The following is a 16,195-nucleotide window of genomic DNA, read 5'->3' on the forward strand; positions in this document are numbered from 1 at the left end:
GAGGGCGGTGCAGAAAATGGAATCGCGCGGGCGAATGACGGCTATGATGGCACGAACCCCACCCCCCCAAAAGGAGAGATTCATGCTGGAGCTTCGTCCGTCGTGCGAACACTGCAACCTGCAATTGCCGCCCGCTTCCACGGCGGCGCGCATCTGCAGCTTTGAATGCACCTTTTGCGCGGATTGCGTGGACAACGTGCTGGCCAACGTCTGCCCCAACTGCGGCGGCGGATTTGTCGCACGGCCGATCCGTCCGGCGCGGGACTGGAAGAATGGCAACAACGTCGCCAATAATCCACCGTCGAGCACCATCAAGCACCGGCCGGTCGATCCCGAAGCCCACGCGCGCGATGCCGCCGACATCCGCGGCATCGCGCCGGAGAACCGCTGACGCGCCAGCGCGCCCGCATCGCTCATCCCACAAATCCCATAAATCCCGCAGGAGAATCGCCATGTCGGAGCCGCTCGGTCTGGACAACGGTTTGACCAACTACGGCGACCGCGATTTCGCACGCTATCTGCGCCGCTCGATGGCGCACTCGATGGGCATTTCCAGCGAGCTGCTGTCGCGTCCCGTCGTCGGGATCGCCGCGTCGCCGAGCGATTTCAATAATTGCCACCGCTATATGCCGCAGCTGGTGGAGGCGGTGTCGCGCGGCGTGCTGGCCGCGGGCGGCCTGCCCCGCGCATTCCCCACCATTTCGCTGGGCGAGGTGTTCCTCAACCCCACCAGCATGGTCTATCGCAACCTGATGTCGATGGACGTGGAAGAAATGGTGCGCGCGCAGCCGATGGATGCCGTCGTGCTGATTGGCGGTTGCGACAAGACGGTGCCGGCGCAATTGATGGGGGCTGCATCGGCGGGACGGCCGGCGATCCAACTCGTGACCGGCCCGATGTCCACCGGCCGCTATCGGGGTGAACGGCTGGGCGCCTGCACCGACTGCCGGCGCTTCTGGGCCAAATATCGCGCCGGAGAAGTCGATCAGCAGGAAATCCAGGTCGTCGAAACGCGGCTGGCTACGACCGCCGGCACTTGCGCGGTGATGGGCACGGCCAGCACGATGGCATGCATCGCCGAGGCGCTGGGCATTGCGCTGCCAGGCACCGCGGCGATTCCCGCCGTCGATTCGCAGCGCCTGGTTGCAGCCGAGGAAACCGGCAAGGCAGCCGTGCGGCTGGCGCATCGGCCGATCTATCCGGCGCAGATCATCACCGAGCAATCGGTGGAAAACGCCTTCCGCGTGCTGATGGCGCTGGGCGGATCCACCAACGCGATCATCCATCTGACCGCCATCGCAGGCCGGCTTGGCATCCGCATCGACGCCCGGCGCCTGAACGAGATTTCCGACGAAACGCCGGTGCTGGTCGATCTGAAGCCTGTTGGCGAAGGCTATATGGAGGACTTTCACGCTGCCGGCGGCATGGGCGCCGTGCTGCGCGAGCTGCGGCCGCTGCTGCACCTCGATTGCCTGACCATCGACGGCACCACGCTGCGCGAACGCCTGGACGCGCCGGCCGGATGGATCGACCGCAAGGTGATTCGGGCGTTCGACGCGCCCGTGTCGCCGGTGGGCGGCCTGATCGCGCTGAAGGGCAGCCTGGCGCCCGACGGCGCCATCTTCAAGCGCGCGGCGGCCACGCCCGCGTTGTTCGAGAAAGAAGGACGCGCGGTGGTATTTGACGGGTTGGAGGATCTGGCGCAACGCATCGACGATCCCGCGCTGGACGTCACCGCCGACGACATCCTGGTGCTCAAGAATGCAGGCCCGCTGGCGGCGGGTATGCCGGAGGCCGGCTACCTGCCGATCCCGGCCAAACTGGCGCGCGCGGGCGTCAAGGACATGGTGCGCATTTCCGATGCCCGCATGAGTGGCACCGCGTACGGCACGATCGTGCTGCACGTATCGCCCGAAACCGCGGCAGGCGGCCCGCTGGCGGCGGTCCGCAACGGCGACCGTATCCGCCTGTCGGTACAAAACAAGTCGATCGACCTGCTGGTGCCCGAAGACGAAATCGCGCGCAGATTGTCCACATTCGAGAAACCCGCACCGCGCTCGGGCGGCTATCGTGGTCTTTATGACCGCACCGTGATGCAGGCGCCCGAAGGCTGCGACCTGGACTTTCTGGCGGGACCGCGCGGTTGAGATGCGGGATAGGCAGGTAAAGAAAAACGACGCCGGCGCGTCGTTTTTTTTGCTTCAGAACTCGACCATCGCGAAGTCTTCCTTGCCGACATCGCATTCGGGGCAGCGCCAGTCGTCGGGGATGTCTTCCCAGCGCGTGCCGGGCGCGATGCCGTCTTCGGGCCAGCCGGTGGCTTCGTCGTAGACCCAGCCGCAGATGATGCAGACCCACTGCCGGTATTCGGGCGGCGATGCTGGCGACTGCGCCGTGGGCGCGTCGGCGGAGTGCCGTGCCGCGTTGGCGTCGTCGCCGGCGGGGCCCTCAAGGCTGAACACCAGCGGCGCATCGGTGCCTTGCGTAGCCTGGGCCAGATGGTTCTGCAAGCGTTCGAGCAACGCCCGCGCTTCGTCGATGGAAAGGTCCACCCAATACGGATCGCCAGCGCCATCGTTCAGGCGTTGTGGGGGAAACTGAATTTCTACGGAGGTGCCTTTCTTGTACATGCGGGGGCGGAATTGATCACAAACAGCCACCCATATGATGTCCTTTTCCCGATTATCAAGACCGCAGCACTGCGGGCACAAGACTGCACCGCGCGACGCCGGCGCCGATCCAGCGCCATCACTGGGGCAGCGACAGGCTGCCCGGCGCCACCCCCGCTGGCAAGGCTGCGCACGCCACGCGGAACACATTGCCTTCCGGATCCTGCAGCACCGTTTGCCATTGCCCGTAGTAGGTAGCAAACGGCGGCTTGATGACGTCTCCCGACGATTGCGCAACGTACGCTGCGGCGGCATCGACAGCGCCTGGCGTATCGACCATAAAGGTGGCGTACGCCACCACCGGAAGCCGTGCATCCTGCGCGGGCTGGCGCTCGCCGATGCCAAGCAGTGCGTAGGCGGGCGCTGCGTTGAAGCCAAACCGGAAATCGGCCGTTTCCAGTGCGCAATAAATCGGCGAGCGACTTTGCGCCGCTTCGGGCAGATCAAGCAGGTTGCGGTAGAAATCGAATTGCGCGTCGATATCGCGGCACAACAGGTTGAACCACAGCTTCATGCCGACGCCTCCGCCACGTACGTCTTGCGGTACATCTCCGTCAGATGCTCGCCTGCCGTGCAGGGCGCGTAACGCGGCGCCTCGCCCTCCGGCACGGTGCCGGGCACCGGTTCGATGCGGGCAAAGTAATCCGGTTCGTAGAAGAAGGGAATCGAATAGCGCGGCGCCCCGCCCGAATGCACGTTGCGCACGCGATGCGGATTGGAGTGGTAGCGGCCGTTGGTCCAGCGCGGCACCATGTCGCCAAGGTTCACTACGAAGCAGTCTGCCATCGGCGTGGCCGGCACCCACTCGCCTTCCGGCGTGCAGACCTCCAGACCGCCATGCGCGTCCTGCGCGAGGATCGTGATCGCGCCCCAGTCGGTATGGGCGCCGGCACCGAACGTCCGCGCATCGGCGTTGGCCGGATGCGCGGGATAGCGGATCATGCGCAGCGTCACCATCGGATTTTCGCTGGTGTGATCGAAATAGTTTTCGGGCAGCGACAGCGATAGCGCCATCAGCTGCATCAGCCTGCGCGACAGCACGAGCATCGCGTCGATATACGTCTGGCACTGCGCCGGCGCCTGCGGCAATTCAATCGGCCACTGGTTGTGACCATAGGTCTGGTAACCCGCCACCACATAGGGATGGTCGTCGGGATATGCCATGCCGCAATAGAAGCTCTCCTTCAGATCGGGGCGCGCCGCGGCGTCGAGTCGCTGGTCGCCCAGGTTCTCGAAGCCGCGCATCGTCGGGGAATTTCCCATCGCCAACGCCTGCCGCGTGCTGGCGGGAAGATCGAGCAGCGCCTGTGCCAGGGCAAACTGACGTGCCACCAGATCGCGCGGCACGCCGTGATGGCGGACATAGAAGAAGCCGGACGCCATGGCGGCGGCGCGAAATGCCTGCGCCACTTCGGCGCTACGCGGCGCACCGGGCGTGAGCGCATCGGTCAGATCGATAACGGGAATCGACATTGCGGCTCCTGTCACGCCTTGAGCTTGCGGTCGGCCAGCGCCGGCAGGAACTGGTCGGTCCAGATGTCGGCCACGGTCATGCCGGGCTTGATGCCGAACGCGCCAACCGTTTCGTCGACGGTTGCCTGCAAGCGCGCCTGCGTGGCAGCGCCCCAGCCGTCGCGCTGCGTATCGGCGGTGCGCATCGTGCCGTCGACGATCAGCTTCAGGCGCTCCAGTTCCAGCGTCTGGTCCGCCAGCGGCTCGCGCGTCTTCACCGCTGCGGCGCCGGCCTTCGGATCGGCCATCGCTTCGATCCAGCCGCGCGTGGAAGCTTTGACGAACGCCTTCATCGCCTCCGGCTGCTCGGCCATCGTCTTGCGATTGGCGACCAGGCCATTGCCGTACGACTTCATGCCGTAGTCGGAAAAGCGGAACACAGTGAGCTTCTCCGGGCCCATGCCGCGCGCCTTCAGATTCAGCAGGCCCGTGAAGTAGAAATACGCGGCGGCGTCGAAATCGCCTTTGACAAAGCGCGTATCGCCGATGTCGGGCGTCACGCTTTCCCATTTCACCGAAGACGGGTCGAAGCCCTGCGCCTTGGCGAACACCGGGAACAGCTTGCGCGATGCGTTGAACGGCTGCCCCAGGATGGTCTTGCCGGCGAGATCGCCAGGCTTTGCAATGCCGCCGCCCTTGCGCACGATTACCGCGTTGGGATTCAGGTCGTACTGGATGGCCACGGCCTTGAGCGCCGCGGCAGGATTGGCCGCATTGAATTCGATCATCGCGGCCAGATCGGCGGACGCGCAATCGTAGGCGCCGCCCGCCACCAGACTGATGGCCGACGCCGACCCGTTGCCGGTATCGATCACTACGTCGAGCCCCGCGTCCTTGTAGTAGCCGCGCTGCAGGGCCAGCAGGAATCCCGCACCGGAAGCTTCCACCTTCCAGCCGAGGTTGAACTTGAATTTCTGCAGCGAACCGGTGGCGCGCACGATGGCAGGTGCGGCGAACAGCGAAGCGAAGGCGGTGGCGCCCGTGGCGCGGAGAAAGGAACGGCGGCGCATGATGGAAAACTCCGGAAACAGGTGTGGGGACACTTGGCGAGCAATTTCCGGGCGGCGCAGGCCGCTGAACGCTTCTACTCTCCGTCCATGGCTCAGCAGGTTCCGTGCCATGGGTCCACCCGGAAAATCTGTCGCGCATGCACCGTGATGCAGCGCGATGGTGCGCGGCGTGCGCCACGACGGCGCAGACGCTTGCCCGGCGATGCGTTCGGCAGTAACTTGTGCGGCCATGACCACACACGTCCCATCTTCCCCATCCGCAGGCCCGCGCGTTGCCGTGATCGGCGCAGGAATCGTTGGCAGCTGCATTGCGCTGGCGCTGCGCAAACGCGACGCGCAAGTAACGCTGATCGATCGCGAAGGTCCGGCCAGCGGCTGCAGCTACGGCAATTCCGGCGCGATCAGCGTGAGTTCCGTCGCGCCGCTGGCCATGCCCGGCATACTGGCCAGCGTGCCGAAGATGCTGATCGATCCGGAAAGCCCGCTGCATTTGCGGGCGGCGTATCTGCCCGCCGCCGCGTCGTGGCTGACGCGTTTCGTGTTGTCGGCCACGCCCGCCCGCGTGGAGCGCGCCGCCGCCGCATTAGCCGCGCTGCATGCGGGCGCCATCGACAAGCACCGCGCGCTGGCGCAAGAAGTGGGCGTGCCCGAACTGTTCCTGCAGCGCGGGCACCTTCATCTTTACACCGACGCCGCTGCGTTCGATGACGATGCACAGGCGTGGCGCCTGCGCGAGCGCTTTGGCTTCCGCTACGAAGTGCTCGACCGCGCAGGCATCGAAGCACTCGAGCCGCACGTTGCCGCCCGCTACCGGGCCGGCGTGATGCTGGCCGACCACGCCACCATCCTGAATCCCGCGCGCTACACGCAGGCAATTGCCGCCGCATTTGTGCAGCGTGGCGGCACGCTGCTGCGCGACGAGATCCAGCGCCTGCAGCGCAGTGGCGACCAATGGTCCTTGCAGGGCGCCAGCCAGCGCTACAGCTTCGATCATGTGGTGGTGGCAGCCGGCGCATGGTCGCGCGCCCTGCTCAGTCCGCTTGGCGTATCGCTGGCGCTGGAAAGCCAGCGCGGCTACCACGTGCAATTCACCGGCGCGCACGACGTGGTATCGCGCACGGTGGTGCTAACCGACCGCAAGATCTTCGTCACGCCGATGGAGGATGGACTGCGCGTCGGTGGCACCGTGGAGATCGCCGGTTTGCAGCGCCCGCCCGACCCTGCCCGCGCCGCAATGCTCGAACGGATTGCACGCGAGACCTTCCGCGGCTTGGAAGATCGCCCCGTGACCACTTGGATGGGTCATCGCCCGTGCATGCCCAACTCCGTTCCCGTGATCGGCGCCGCCCCTGGACAGCGGGGCCTGTGGCTGGCAGTGGGCCACGGTCATCTTGGACTCACCGATTCGGTCAACACCGCTGATTTGATTGCCGACGCGCTGCTGGGCGCCTGAGGCGCGCGCCGTCCGACAGTCAGGGAAATCGCTAACTTTCCGCGCCCAAAATTAGTTATACAGTAGAACAATCGACAGCAGGCGCCGCGGAACGTGCATCCCGTTTTGCGAGAGCGATGCGCGGGGGAGACATATGAAGATTGCGATTGCTGGCGGCGGCATCGGCGGGCTGACGCTCGCCTTGCTTTGCCATCGGAACGGATTCGACGTCGAGGTGTGGGAGGCCAGCGAGACGCTGCGTCCGCTTGGCGTAGGCATCAACCTGCTGCCTCACGCCGTGAAGGAACTATCGGCGCTGGGCCTGCAGGACGCGCTGGCCGCGATGGCCATCGAGACCTCGTCGCTGTCCTACTTCAACAAGTTCGGGCAACAAATCTGGCATGAACCGCGCGGCCGCGCGGCCGGGTATGACTGGCCGCAGTTCTCGGTGCATCGCGGCGAATTCCAGATGTTGCTGTATCGGACCGCGGTGGCGCGGCTGGGCGCCGACCGCATCCATACCGGCCACGCGCTGGAATCGATCGAAAGCACTGGCGAGAAATCCGGCGAGCCGACACAGTTCACGTTGCGGCGCCGCAGCGACAACGTCCTGGTGCAGGCGCATGCCGATGTGCTGGTAGGCGCCGACGGCATCCATTCCGCCGTGCGGCGGCACTTCTATCCGAGTGGCGACGCCCCGCGCTTTTCGCGGCGGCTGTTGTGGCGCGCGACCAGCGATGCCGCTCCCTATCTCGATGGACGCTCGATGTTCATGGCGGGCCATCAGGACCAAAAGTTCGTGGCGTATCCGATCTCCGAACCGATGCGTGCGCAGGGCCGCTCTCGCATCAACTGGATTGCCGAGCTGCGTGTGCCCGAAGACTACCCGGAAGCGCCGCCGCGCAGCGACTGGAACCGCCAGGTCGACAAGTCGGTGTTTCGGGCTGCGTTCGCAGACTGGCGCTGGAAATGGATCGATATCCCCGCATTGATCGACAGCGCCGAAGCGATCTATGAATTCCCGATGGTCGACAAGGACCCGCTGCCGCGCTGGACGTTCGGGCGCGTGACGCTGCTGGGCGACGCCGCGCATCCGATGTACCCGATCGGATCGAACGGCAGTGCGCAGGCGATCGTCGATGCACGCTATTTGTCGGACTGCCTCTGCAATGAACGCGATATCAATTACGCGCTGCGCGAATATGAGGCCGAACGATTGCCGCGCACGGCGGGCATCGTGCTGCGCAATCGCATGAACGGACCGGAACAGGTCATGCAACTGGCCGAAGTCCGCGCGCCGCAGGGCTTTGCCAGAATTGACGATGTCATTGCGCGCAGCGAGCTCGAAGCGATTGCGCAGCGCTACAAGACCCTGGCTGGTTTTGGCCAGCAGCAGTTGCAGGCGGCCAAGACCTGAGCCACAAAAAACCATATCCGCAATCCGATTGCGGCATCGAAGAATCAGAACAGAACGGAGGAGACAATGCTGACCCCATCGCGCAGGACCCTTGCCCACGCCGCTCTCGCGGCACTCTCACTGGCCAGCGCCGTCGCACAGGCCGACGTCACGGTGGGCGTCAGCATTGCATCGACCGGACCCTCCGCATCGCTGGGCATCCCGCAGAAGAACACCATGCCGTTTCTGCCCGAAACGATTGCGGGCGAGAAGATTCACTACATCGTGATGGACGATGGATCGGACCCGACACAAGGCACCAAGATTGCGCGCCGCTTTGTCACCGACGACAAGGTCGACATCATCCTTGGGTCATCGGCGGTGGCCCCTTCGATTGCGATTTCCGAGGTAGCCGATGAAAGTCAGACCGTGCAGTTGGCCTTCTCGCCGATCGAACTCAAGCCGGGTCGCGGCGCGTGGACGTATCGGCTGGCGCAGCCGGTGAAACTGATGGCCGAAGCCGTGGCGGAAAAGGCCAAGGCCAATGGCGTGAAGTCGGTGGCCTTTATCGGCTTTGCAGACGCCTATGGCGAAACGTGGCTCAAGGAATTCACCGCGGCCGCGCAGACCCACGGCATCAAGGTGACGGCCGCCGAGCGCTACGCGCGATCCGATACCAGCGTCACCGCGCAAGCATTGAAGCTGATCGCCGCGCGCGCCGACGCGGTGCTGATCGCCGGCGCCGGCACGGGTGCGGCCTTGCCGCACACCACGCTGCGCGAGCGCGGCTACACCGGGCCGATCTATCAGACGCATGGCGCAGCCACGCGCGATCTGATCCGCATCGGCGGCAAGGCGGTCAACGGCGCGATTCTGCCGGCTGGCCCGGTCATCGTGGCCGAGCAATTGCCATCGAGCGATCCCGTGAAGAAGCCCGGCATGGACTATGTGACCCGCTATGAAAAACAATACGGGCCTGAAACGCGCACGCAGTTTGGCGCGCATCCCTACGACGCCGGCCTGGTGCTGCAGCGTATCGTGCCGGTGGCGCTGAAAAAGGCCAAGCCCGGTACGCCAGAGTTTCGCAAGGCGCTCAAGGACGCACTGGAAAGCGAACGCGACATCGTCGTTTCGCATGGAGTGCTGAACTACACGGCACAGGATCACTTCGGTTTTGACAAACGCGGACGCGTCATGCTGACGATCGACAACGGCAACTGGAAGCTGCTCAAATGAAGCCCGGCATTGCAACGCCCACGCTGGAGCCGCTGGCCGACATCAGCGTGCAAGTGGCAGCGCCCACCGAAGTGGGCGTGACGGCGCTGGGCCAGCGACGGCTGATTTCGATCCTCTCTGGCACGGTGCAAGGTGCGCGCCTGAATGGGCGCATCCTGCCCGGCGGTGCGGACTTCCAGTTGATCCGGCACGACAGCGGCGACGGCGTGACCACTGCCGATATCGAGGCCCGTTATGTGATCGAGACCGACGACGGCGCGCGCATTTATGTCGTCAACGCTGGCGTGCGGAGCGGCACGGCGTCCGTGATTGCACGGCTTAACCGAGGCGAAACGGTGGACCCCACGGACATCTACTTCCGCACGGCGCCCCGCTTCGAAACCGCCGCGCCGCAGTACCGCTGGCTGATGCAGCACCTGTTCGTCGCATCGGGGGCACGCCATCCCGATCGCGTCGATCTGCGCGTCTTCCTGGTGCGGTAGCCGACCATGGCATCTTCCCGGCAAACGCGCGATCCGCTCGCTCCCGACCCGGACGGCGGCCACTTCGAACCGCATGTGCCGCATGTCGACTACGGCGTGCTCGACTCGCTGATCGGATACGCCATTCGACGCGCACAGATCCGCATCTACGAAGATTTCGTGGCGTCGCTGGCGCCGTGGAACATTACGCCGCCGCGCTTTTCGGCGCTGCAGATCATCGCGCGCAACCCGGACCTGAAACTGACCGACCTCGCCCAGATCCTCGGCATCGCCCGGTCCGGGGCCGTGCTGCTGGTGGACGCACTCGAATCGATGTCGTTGGTGCAACGGGTGCCCTCGCCCACCGATCGACGCGCCTACGGTCTGGCGCTCACAGACATCGGCCGCCAGACGCTCAGCGAAGTCACGCGGACCGTCTGCGAGCACGACGCCCGCATCGCCGCCGGGCTGACCGATCAGGAACAGCAGATGCTTCGCGCCATGCTGGAGAAGCTGGGACGATAGGAAATCCCTGTCGCCCCAGACATTCCCCGGCCAGTCACCCCACCGTCGGCATCTGCGCCAACATCTTGTCCAGTGTCAGCGGGTAGTCGCGTACGCGTATGCCGGTAGCGTGGTACACCGCGTTGGCTACAGCCGCGGCAACGCCGCAGATGCCGAGTTCGCCCACGCCCTTGGCCTTCATCGGCGACGAGATCGGATCGGTTTCGTCGAGGAAGATCACGTCCTGATGCGGAATATCGGCGTGCACGGGCACCTCGTAGCTGGCCAGGTCGTGATTGACGAAATAGCCAATGCGCTTGTCGACATGCAGCGCTTCCATCAGCGCGGCGCCCACGCCCATTGTCATGGCGCCGATGACCTGGCTGCGCGCCGACTTTGGATTGAGGATGCGGCCGGCCGCGCAAACGGCCAGCATGCGCTGCACGCGCACTTCAGCGGTAGCGGCGTCCACGGCCACTTCGACGAAATGCCCGCCGAACGTCGATTGCTGGTACTTCTTGTCGAGATCGCCGTACTCCATTGCGTCCTCGGCGCTTGCGCCCGCGAACTGCGTCAACGGCACGCCGCGGCCACCCGCGCGGATCTGGCCGTTTTCGAACACCGCCTCGTCGGCGCTGAAGCCCGCGCGTTCGGCCACCGTCTGGCGCAGTTTCACGCAAGCCGCATAGACGCCGGCGGTGGAACTGTTGCCGCCCCACTGCCCGCCCGATCCGCACGACACCGGATACTGCGAATCGCCGAGTCTGGCCACCACGCGTTCCAGCGGCACGCCCAACATCTCCGCCGCGGTCTGCGCGATGACGGTATAGCTGCCCGTGCCGATGTCGGTCATGTCGGTTTCGACGATCACCATGCCATTCGGATCGATGCTGACGCGTGCGCCCGATTTGGTCAGCAGGTTATTGCGGAACGCAGAAGCCACGCCCATGCCGATCAGCCATTGCCCCTGGCGCATGGACGCCGGCTTCGGATTGCGGCGTTGCCAGCCAAACCGTTCCGCGCCCAGGCGCAGGCATTCCACAAAGCGACGCTGCGAAAACGGCCTCTGCGGCTTTTCCGGGTCCACTTGCGTATCGTTGAGAATGCGGAACTGCACCGGATCCATGCCCAGTTTCTCGGCCATTTCGTCGATGGCGATTTCCAGCGCCATCAAACCCGGCGCCTCACCGGGCGCGCGCATGGCGTTGCCTTCGGGAAGGTCGAGCGTCGCGAGCCGCATCGACGTCATGCGATTGGCGCCGGCGTAGAGCAACCGCGTCTGCATCACGGCGGTTTCCGGCTGGCCGCCTTCCTGATCGCCGGACCAGCTTTCATGACCGATGGCCGTGATCTTGCCGTCGCGCGTGGCGCCGATGCGGATGCGCTGGATCGTCGCGGGTCGATGCGTAGTGTTGTTCGGAATCACCGGCCGGGTCAGCGCCACCTTCACCGGCCTGCGCACCTGACGCGCGCCGAGCACGGCAAGCAGCGCCTCGGCGCGCAGGAACAGCTTGCCGCCAAAGCCGCCGCCGATAAATGGCGACACGATGCGGATATTTTCCTTGGGCACGCCAAGCGTCTTCGCCATGTCTTCGCGCGCCCAATCGACCATCTGATTCGACGTCCAGATCGTTACCTTGTCGCCATCCCACGCCGCCATCGACGCGTGGGGCTCCATCATCGAATGCGACTGATCGGGTGTGGTGTAGCGCGCGTCGAGCTGAACCGGCGCCGCCGCAAATGCCCCGGCAAAGTCGCCCACCGCGGTGTCCGGCTCCGACTCCTTCTTCGGCTTCTCGGCCCAGCAGCATGCGTCCTCGAGGTCGAAGCGGCCTTTTTCCGCGGCGTAATCGACGTGAATCAGCATCGCGGCCGCGCGCGCCTGCTCGAATGTCTCCGCGATCACCAGTGCGATCGCCTGGTGATAGTGCTGGATATCGGGCCCGCCCAGCAGCCTGGCGGTGTTGCGCTCGCCCTTGCCCAGCTTGCCCGCGTTGTCGGCCGTCACGATGCCCAGCACGCCCGGAGCGCGGCGCGCGTCGTCGAGCCGCATCGACGTGATGCGGCCGCGTCCCATGGCCGCGCCAACGACATAGCCGTAGGCCGGATTGGACGCTATGTCGTGACGCTCGTAAGCGTAGGGCGCGGTGCCGGTGGTCTTGCGTGCGCCGTCGATGCGGTCGACGGGATGACCGACTACGCGCAGTTGGTCGATCGGATTGGTCGTGGCAGGAGTATCGAATTTCATCGTGTGCCCTCCTTGGCCTGCATCAGCACCGCGGCCACGGTACGCCGCGCCAGTTGCACCTTGAATGCGTTGTCGGCCGTCGGCGTGGCACCGTCCAGCAAGCGCTGCGTCACGGCCGTGGCGCCGTGCGGCATCTCCGCATCGGCCGCCGGTACACGCCACGGCTTGTGCGCCACGCCCCCCAGCGCCACGCGGCCCGTGCCGTCGCGCTGCACGATGGCCGCCACGGACACCAGCGCAAACGCATACGACGCGCGATCGCGCACCTTGCGGTAGATCTGCACACCGCCCACCGGCGGCGGCAACGTGACGGCCGTGATCAACTCGCCGCGTTCGAGCGCGGTTTCGATATGCGGCGTATTGCCGGGCAAGCGATGAAAATCGGCAATGGGAATCACGCGCCTTGCGCCGTCGGGGCGCACCGTCTCCACGCTGGCGTCGAGCACGCGCATGGCCACTGCCATGTCGCTCGGATGCGTGGCGATGCATGCGCTGCTGCTGCCGATCACCGCCAACTGCCGGCTGACGCCGCCAATCGCCGCGCATCCGCTGCCCGGTTGGCGCTTGTTGCAGGCCTGATTGGTGTCGTAGAAATAAGGGCAGCGCGTACGCTGCAGCAGGTTGCCGGCGGTGGTTGCGCGATTGCGCAACTGGCCCGATGCACCGGCCAGCAGCGCGCGCGCAAGCACACCGTAGTCGCGGCGCACGCGCGTGTCCGCCGCCAGATCGGTATTGCGCACCAATGCACCAACGCGCAGGCCACCCTCGGCCGTGGGCTCGATCTTGTCGAGCGCCAGTCCATTCACGTCGATCAGGTGGGTGGGCGATTCGATGCCAAGCTTCATCAGATCCAGCAGATTGGTGCCGCCCGCGATAAACCGCGCGCCGGGCGTCTGCAGGGCTGCCGCGGCGGCATCGGCCGGCGACGTGGCGCGCGCGTAGGAGAATGGATTCATGACTGGCCCCCTGCAACTTCGGTAATCGCCTCGACAATGTTCGAATACGCGCCGCAGCGGCAGATATTGCCGCTCATGCGCTCGCGCACTTCATCTGCCGACAGCAGCGGACGTGCGTTGAGATCGGCGCTGACGTGGCTAGGGATGCCGGCGCGGATTTCATCGAGCACGGCCACGGCCGAGCAGATCTGGCCCGGCGTGCAATAGCCGCACTGGTAGCCATCGTGCTTAACGAACGCGACCTGCATGGGATGCATGCGATTGGGCGTGCCGAGGCCTTCGACCGTGGTGATCTTTGCGCCTTCGTGCATGACGGCAAGGGTCAGGCATGAATTGATGCGCCGGCCGTCGACGATCACCGTGCACGCGCCGCATTGGCCGTGATCGCAGCCCTTCTTGGTGCCGGTGAGATGCAGATGCTCGCGCAGTGCGTCGAGCAGCGTGGTACGGGTATCGAGCTCGAGCGCGCGCGCCTGGCCATTGACGATGAATGACACCTTCGAAGCCACGGGCTTCAGTGCGGCTGGCGAGCGCGGCGCGGGCGCCGTTGCGGCAGCCGTAGCGGCGCCGGCCGGCGCTGCCGCAGCCGTGATCGATGCCGCACCGGCCACCACAAATTCACGGCGCGAAAGCTTGATGTCGCGGAAGTCTTCCATGTTGTTGGATCCTTTCTGGCTGACAGCGGATGGCAACGTGGCGGGACTTGCACGTAGAAATTACATGCCGGCATGCGACATGGCGGACGCAAGGTCCGCGCAAATATGCACGATAGGACGAATACGGCGCACGCCGCACGTTGCCTGGCGGGATGGCGCACAAACCATGCCACCGGGCGGTGGCTTTGCGCCGTGGCAACGCGTTGATTTCAGGTCTTAGCGGTAACTGACAGTCACCTCGTTGCTGCGGCCTTGCAGCATCGGCATGAGGCCGCCCTGGCCCGGCACGCGATAGGCGAAGACGAATCCCTTGGTCGCGTCGTCGCCAACAAAGGCATCGGTCTTGCCCTCGGCGCCGGGCAGCAGAACGCATCGATCCGCATTGCACAGATACGCTTGCAGATCGACCGGCGGGGTACGGGTGAAGCTATAGCGCCAGCGCACCGAGGTGATCCGTCCCGTCGCCTGCGGCATCGTAGCGGCGGGCAACACCGGTAAAGACAGTGTGCGCTGCCCCCGGTTTGCGATCTGCGGCGCCCCGGCGGATGCGGTCCACGCATAGCGCGAACCCGTGATCTCGTAGGTCGCCTTCATGAAGACCGGCGCGGACGTCTGCGCGGCAGACCAGCCCGGGCCAAACGCGCACAGCGCGGCGATCACGATGGCGCGCTGCATTACAGCATCCCGCGCAGCTGGTTGCGCAGGCGCGCGATCGCCTGGCTGCGAATCTGGCACACGCGCGACTCCGTCACTTCCAGCACCGCGCCGATTTCGCGCAGGTTCAGTTCCTGGTCGTAGCACAGCGACAACACCAGCTTTTCGCGTTCGGGCAATTTGTCGATGGCGCGGATCAGCGCATCGCGCATGCCCGATTCCATCAATACGGTCAGCGGATTCGCATCGTCGGTGACACCCAGATGCCGATCGAGAAAATCCTCCTCGCCGGACCGCTCGAAGTCTTCGTAGTGCAGCAACTGGCAGCCATAGACCTCGTTAAGCAGCTCCTGGTATTCGTCGAGCGCCATGTCGAGCTCCTTGGCCACCTCGGAGTCGATCGGCGTGCGGCCGAGCTTCTGCTCGAGCTGACGTTGGGTACGCTCGATCTTGCGCGTGAACTGCCGCAGGCTGCGCGACTGCCAGTCGTTGGCGCGCACTTCGTCCAGCATCGCGCCGCGGATGCGCTGGCTGGCGTAGGTCTCGAACCGCGCGCCGTGGTTGTCTTCATAGCGCTTGGCGGCGTCGAGCAGGCCGATCATGCCAGCCTGGATCAGGTCGTCGATCTGCACGCTGGCGGGCAGTTTTGCCGCCAGTTGCAGCGCGATGCGCCGTACCAGTGGTGCGTGGGATTTGACCACATCCGCCTGCTCGAGCTTTCCCTGAATCGTGTACATGGGTGGAACTCTCGGTAAATACTTTCTGAGTGGGCCAGTGCCGCGGAGACTGCAATCGGCGACTGGCAGGCTGAGTTTCCGGTCCGGTCGAGACTTCTTGTTCTTTGCTTCATGCGGGAACGGCCGAAGCCATCCCACGGGGCGATGCTGTCTGTCGCAACGGCCATGCGCCAACACTGCTGGCGATGTGCCGCAACGCGCCGGTGGCCGCGGCGGCGGGATACGCCTCCACCACGCAGCGCCCGAGCTGGAGCGCACGCGCCACCAGCGGATCGATCGGCAGATACCCTGCCAGGCCGGCCTCCACGCCCAGGTACTGGCTCGCCGTGCGAGTCAGGTTGCGCGCAAGGGCCGTGACCGCGCCTTCCGTGGCCGCGAGATTGACGACCAGCTGGAATTGACGGCATGCGTATTCGTGATGCAGCCGCTTGATGCATGCATAGGCTGCCGTGATCGACGTCGCTTCCGGGCGCAGGACGATCACGAAGTTGTGCGCGGTGGCGGCGATCGGCGACAGCGCGCCGGTGGCGTCGCGTCGCGCATCGATCAGCACCGAGCGCATATCGGGCAATTGCGCCGACAGCGTCCGCTCGTCGGGCATCGCGCCCGCCGCGAGCTGGCCGGCGGGCAGCACGCCGACGCCGCTGGCCGGGCGCGAGCCGAGCGCGGCGGCAAGCGGCACGCGTGCGGCCAGCACATCGGCCAGCGTAGCGCTGGGCGTGGC

17 protein-coding genes are annotated in these 16,195 nt (G+C 65.5%); 7 read left to right on the forward strand and 10 right to left on the reverse strand.

The features are described from left to right. Positions 1–82: 82 nt before the first annotated feature. Together F7R19_RS24890 and F7R19_RS24895 are read left to right on the forward strand one after the other, a co-directional pair. Positions 83–391, forward strand: a complete 309-nt coding sequence (locus F7R19_RS24890; RefSeq protein ID WP_150982356.1) for a DUF1272 domain-containing protein — start codon at positions 83–85, stop codon at positions 389–391. A gap of 61 nt (positions 392–452) precedes the next feature. Then, positions 453–2,147, forward strand: coding sequence for an IlvD/Edd family dehydratase (locus F7R19_RS24895; protein ID WP_150982357.1), 1,695 nt, complete (start codon positions 453–455; stop codon positions 2,145–2,147). Between the two features lie 54 nt (positions 2,148–2,201). Here the strand turns inward: F7R19_RS24895 and F7R19_RS30530 are convergent, their stop codons facing one another. From F7R19_RS30530 to F7R19_RS24915, 4 genes are all read right to left on the reverse strand, one after another. Next, entirely contained in the window at positions 2,202–2,630 is a 429-nt protein-coding gene (locus F7R19_RS30530) for a rubredoxin (protein WP_150982358.1), read from the reverse strand. A 118-nt stretch (positions 2,631–2,748) separates the two neighbouring features. Further along, positions 2,749–3,183: a VOC family protein gene (locus F7R19_RS24905; RefSeq protein ID WP_150982359.1), complete on the reverse strand. Its 435-nt coding sequence runs from the start codon at positions 3,181–3,183 to the stop codon at positions 2,749–2,751. Beyond that, entirely contained in the window at positions 3,180–4,142 is a 963-nt protein-coding gene (locus F7R19_RS24910) for an isopenicillin N synthase family dioxygenase (protein WP_061958714.1), read from the reverse strand. The genes F7R19_RS24905 and F7R19_RS24910 overlap by 4 nt, the downstream gene beginning before the upstream one ends. 11 nt (positions 4,143–4,153) lie before the next feature. Next, complete coding sequence (locus tag F7R19_RS24915; protein ID WP_150982360.1) at positions 4,154–5,191, reverse strand: ABC transporter substrate-binding protein; 1,038 nt, start codon at positions 5,189–5,191, stop codon at positions 4,154–4,156. A 229-nt stretch (positions 5,192–5,420) separates the two neighbouring features. Between F7R19_RS24915 and F7R19_RS24920 the strand changes: the two genes are divergently transcribed. From F7R19_RS24920 to F7R19_RS24940, 5 genes are all read left to right on the forward strand, one after another. Continuing rightward, complete coding sequence (locus F7R19_RS24920) at positions 5,421–6,644, forward strand: NAD(P)/FAD-dependent oxidoreductase (protein ID WP_150982361.1); 1,224 nt, start codon at positions 5,421–5,423, stop codon at positions 6,642–6,644. Positions 6,645–6,777: 133 nt separating this feature from the next. Continuing rightward, complete coding sequence (locus F7R19_RS24925; RefSeq protein WP_150982362.1) at positions 6,778–8,040, forward strand: flavin-dependent oxidoreductase; 1,263 nt, start codon at positions 6,778–6,780, stop codon at positions 8,038–8,040. Between the two features lie 66 nt (positions 8,041–8,106). Next, entirely contained in the window at positions 8,107–9,255 is a 1,149-nt protein-coding gene (locus F7R19_RS24930) for an ABC transporter substrate-binding protein (RefSeq protein ID WP_150982363.1), read from the forward strand. Next, positions 9,252–9,737 carry a DUF3237 domain-containing protein gene (locus F7R19_RS24935; RefSeq protein WP_061958710.1) on the forward strand — a complete coding sequence of 162 codons (486 nt, stop codon included), beginning with the start codon at positions 9,252–9,254 and terminating at the stop codon, positions 9,735–9,737. Before F7R19_RS24930 ends, F7R19_RS24935 begins: the two co-directional genes overlap by 4 nt. Before the next feature lie 6 nt (positions 9,738–9,743). Further along, a complete protein-coding gene (locus F7R19_RS24940) occupies positions 9,744–10,241 on the forward strand; it encodes a MarR family winged helix-turn-helix transcriptional regulator (RefSeq protein WP_150982364.1) in 498 nt (165 codons plus the stop codon). A gap of 34 nt (positions 10,242–10,275) precedes the next feature. Here the strand turns inward: F7R19_RS24940 and paoC are convergent, their stop codons facing one another. The 6 genes from paoC to F7R19_RS24970 all read right to left on the reverse strand — a co-directional run. Next, a complete protein-coding gene (gene paoC, locus F7R19_RS24945) occupies positions 10,276–12,468 on the reverse strand; it encodes an aldehyde oxidoreductase molybdenum-binding subunit PaoC (RefSeq protein ID WP_150982365.1) in 2,193 nt (730 codons plus the stop codon). Next, positions 12,465–13,424: an FAD binding domain-containing protein gene (locus tag F7R19_RS24950; RefSeq protein ID WP_061958707.1), complete on the reverse strand. Its 960-nt coding sequence runs from the start codon at positions 13,422–13,424 to the stop codon at positions 12,465–12,467. Before F7R19_RS24950 ends, paoC begins: the two co-directional genes overlap by 4 nt. Continuing rightward, a complete protein-coding gene (gene paoA, locus F7R19_RS24955) occupies positions 13,421–14,080 on the reverse strand; it encodes an aldehyde dehydrogenase iron-sulfur subunit PaoA (RefSeq protein ID WP_150982366.1) in 660 nt (219 codons plus the stop codon). The genes F7R19_RS24950 and paoA overlap by 4 nt, the downstream gene beginning before the upstream one ends. Before the next feature lie 216 nt (positions 14,081–14,296). Next, positions 14,297–14,755 (reverse strand): flagellar protein FlhE, encoded by a 459-nt coding sequence (locus F7R19_RS24960; RefSeq protein ID WP_061958705.1) that lies wholly within the window; start codon positions 14,753–14,755, stop codon positions 14,297–14,299. Next, positions 14,755–15,471: an RNA polymerase sigma factor FliA gene (locus F7R19_RS24965; RefSeq protein ID WP_061958704.1), complete on the reverse strand. Its 717-nt coding sequence runs from the start codon at positions 15,469–15,471 to the stop codon at positions 14,755–14,757. Before F7R19_RS24965 ends, F7R19_RS24960 begins: the two co-directional genes overlap by 1 nt. Positions 15,472–15,580: 109 nt before the next feature. After that, on the reverse strand, positions 15,581–16,195 hold a 615-nt coding region (locus F7R19_RS24970; protein WP_150982367.1), incomplete at its 5' end, for a MinD/ParA family ATP-binding protein.

This window comes from Cupriavidus pauculus, from assembly GCF_008801835.1.
Classification (GTDB): domain Bacteria; phylum Pseudomonadota; class Gammaproteobacteria; order Burkholderiales; family Burkholderiaceae; genus Cupriavidus; species Cupriavidus pauculus.

Coding starts and splice junctions, on each gene's coding strand:
- F7R19_RS24890 (WP_150982356.1), top strand. CDS start 83: ATGCTGGAGCTTCGTCCGTCGTGCGAACACTGCAACCTGCAATTGCCG.
- F7R19_RS24895 (WP_150982357.1), top strand. CDS start 453: ATGTCGGAGCCGCTCGGTCTGGACAACGGTTTGACCAACTACGGCGAC.
- F7R19_RS30530 (WP_150982358.1), bottom strand. CDS start 2,630: ATGTACAAGAAAGGCACCTCCGTAGAAATTCAGTTTCCCCCACAACGC.
- F7R19_RS24905 (WP_150982359.1), bottom strand. CDS start 3,183: ATGAAGCTGTGGTTCAACCTGTTGTGCCGCGATATCGACGCGCAATTC.
- F7R19_RS24910 (WP_061958714.1), bottom strand. CDS start 4,142: ATGTCGATTCCCGTTATCGATCTGACCGATGCGCTCACGCCCGGTGCG.
- F7R19_RS24915 (WP_150982360.1), bottom strand. CDS start 5,191: ATGCGCCGCCGTTCCTTTCTCCGCGCCACGGGCGCCACCGCCTTCGCT.
- F7R19_RS24920 (WP_150982361.1), top strand. CDS start 5,421: ATGACCACACACGTCCCATCTTCCCCATCCGCAGGCCCGCGCGTTGCC.
- F7R19_RS24925 (WP_150982362.1), top strand. CDS start 6,778: ATGAAGATTGCGATTGCTGGCGGCGGCATCGGCGGGCTGACGCTCGCC.
- F7R19_RS24930 (WP_150982363.1), top strand. CDS start 8,107: ATGCTGACCCCATCGCGCAGGACCCTTGCCCACGCCGCTCTCGCGGCA.
- F7R19_RS24935 (WP_061958710.1), top strand. CDS start 9,252: ATGAAGCCCGGCATTGCAACGCCCACGCTGGAGCCGCTGGCCGACATC.
- F7R19_RS24940 (WP_150982364.1), top strand. CDS start 9,744: ATGGCATCTTCCCGGCAAACGCGCGATCCGCTCGCTCCCGACCCGGAC.
- paoC (WP_150982365.1), bottom strand. CDS start 12,468: ATGAAATTCGATACTCCTGCCACGACCAATCCGATCGACCAACTGCGC.
- F7R19_RS24950 (WP_061958707.1), bottom strand. CDS start 13,424: ATGAATCCATTCTCCTACGCGCGCGCCACGTCGCCGGCCGATGCCGCC.
- paoA (WP_150982366.1), bottom strand. CDS start 14,080: ATGGAAGACTTCCGCGACATCAAGCTTTCGCGCCGTGAATTTGTGGTG.
- F7R19_RS24960 (WP_061958705.1), bottom strand. CDS start 14,755: ATGCAGCGCGCCATCGTGATCGCCGCGCTGTGCGCGTTTGGCCCGGGC.
- F7R19_RS24965 (WP_061958704.1), bottom strand. CDS start 15,471: ATGTACACGATTCAGGGAAAGCTCGAGCAGGCGGATGTGGTCAAATCC.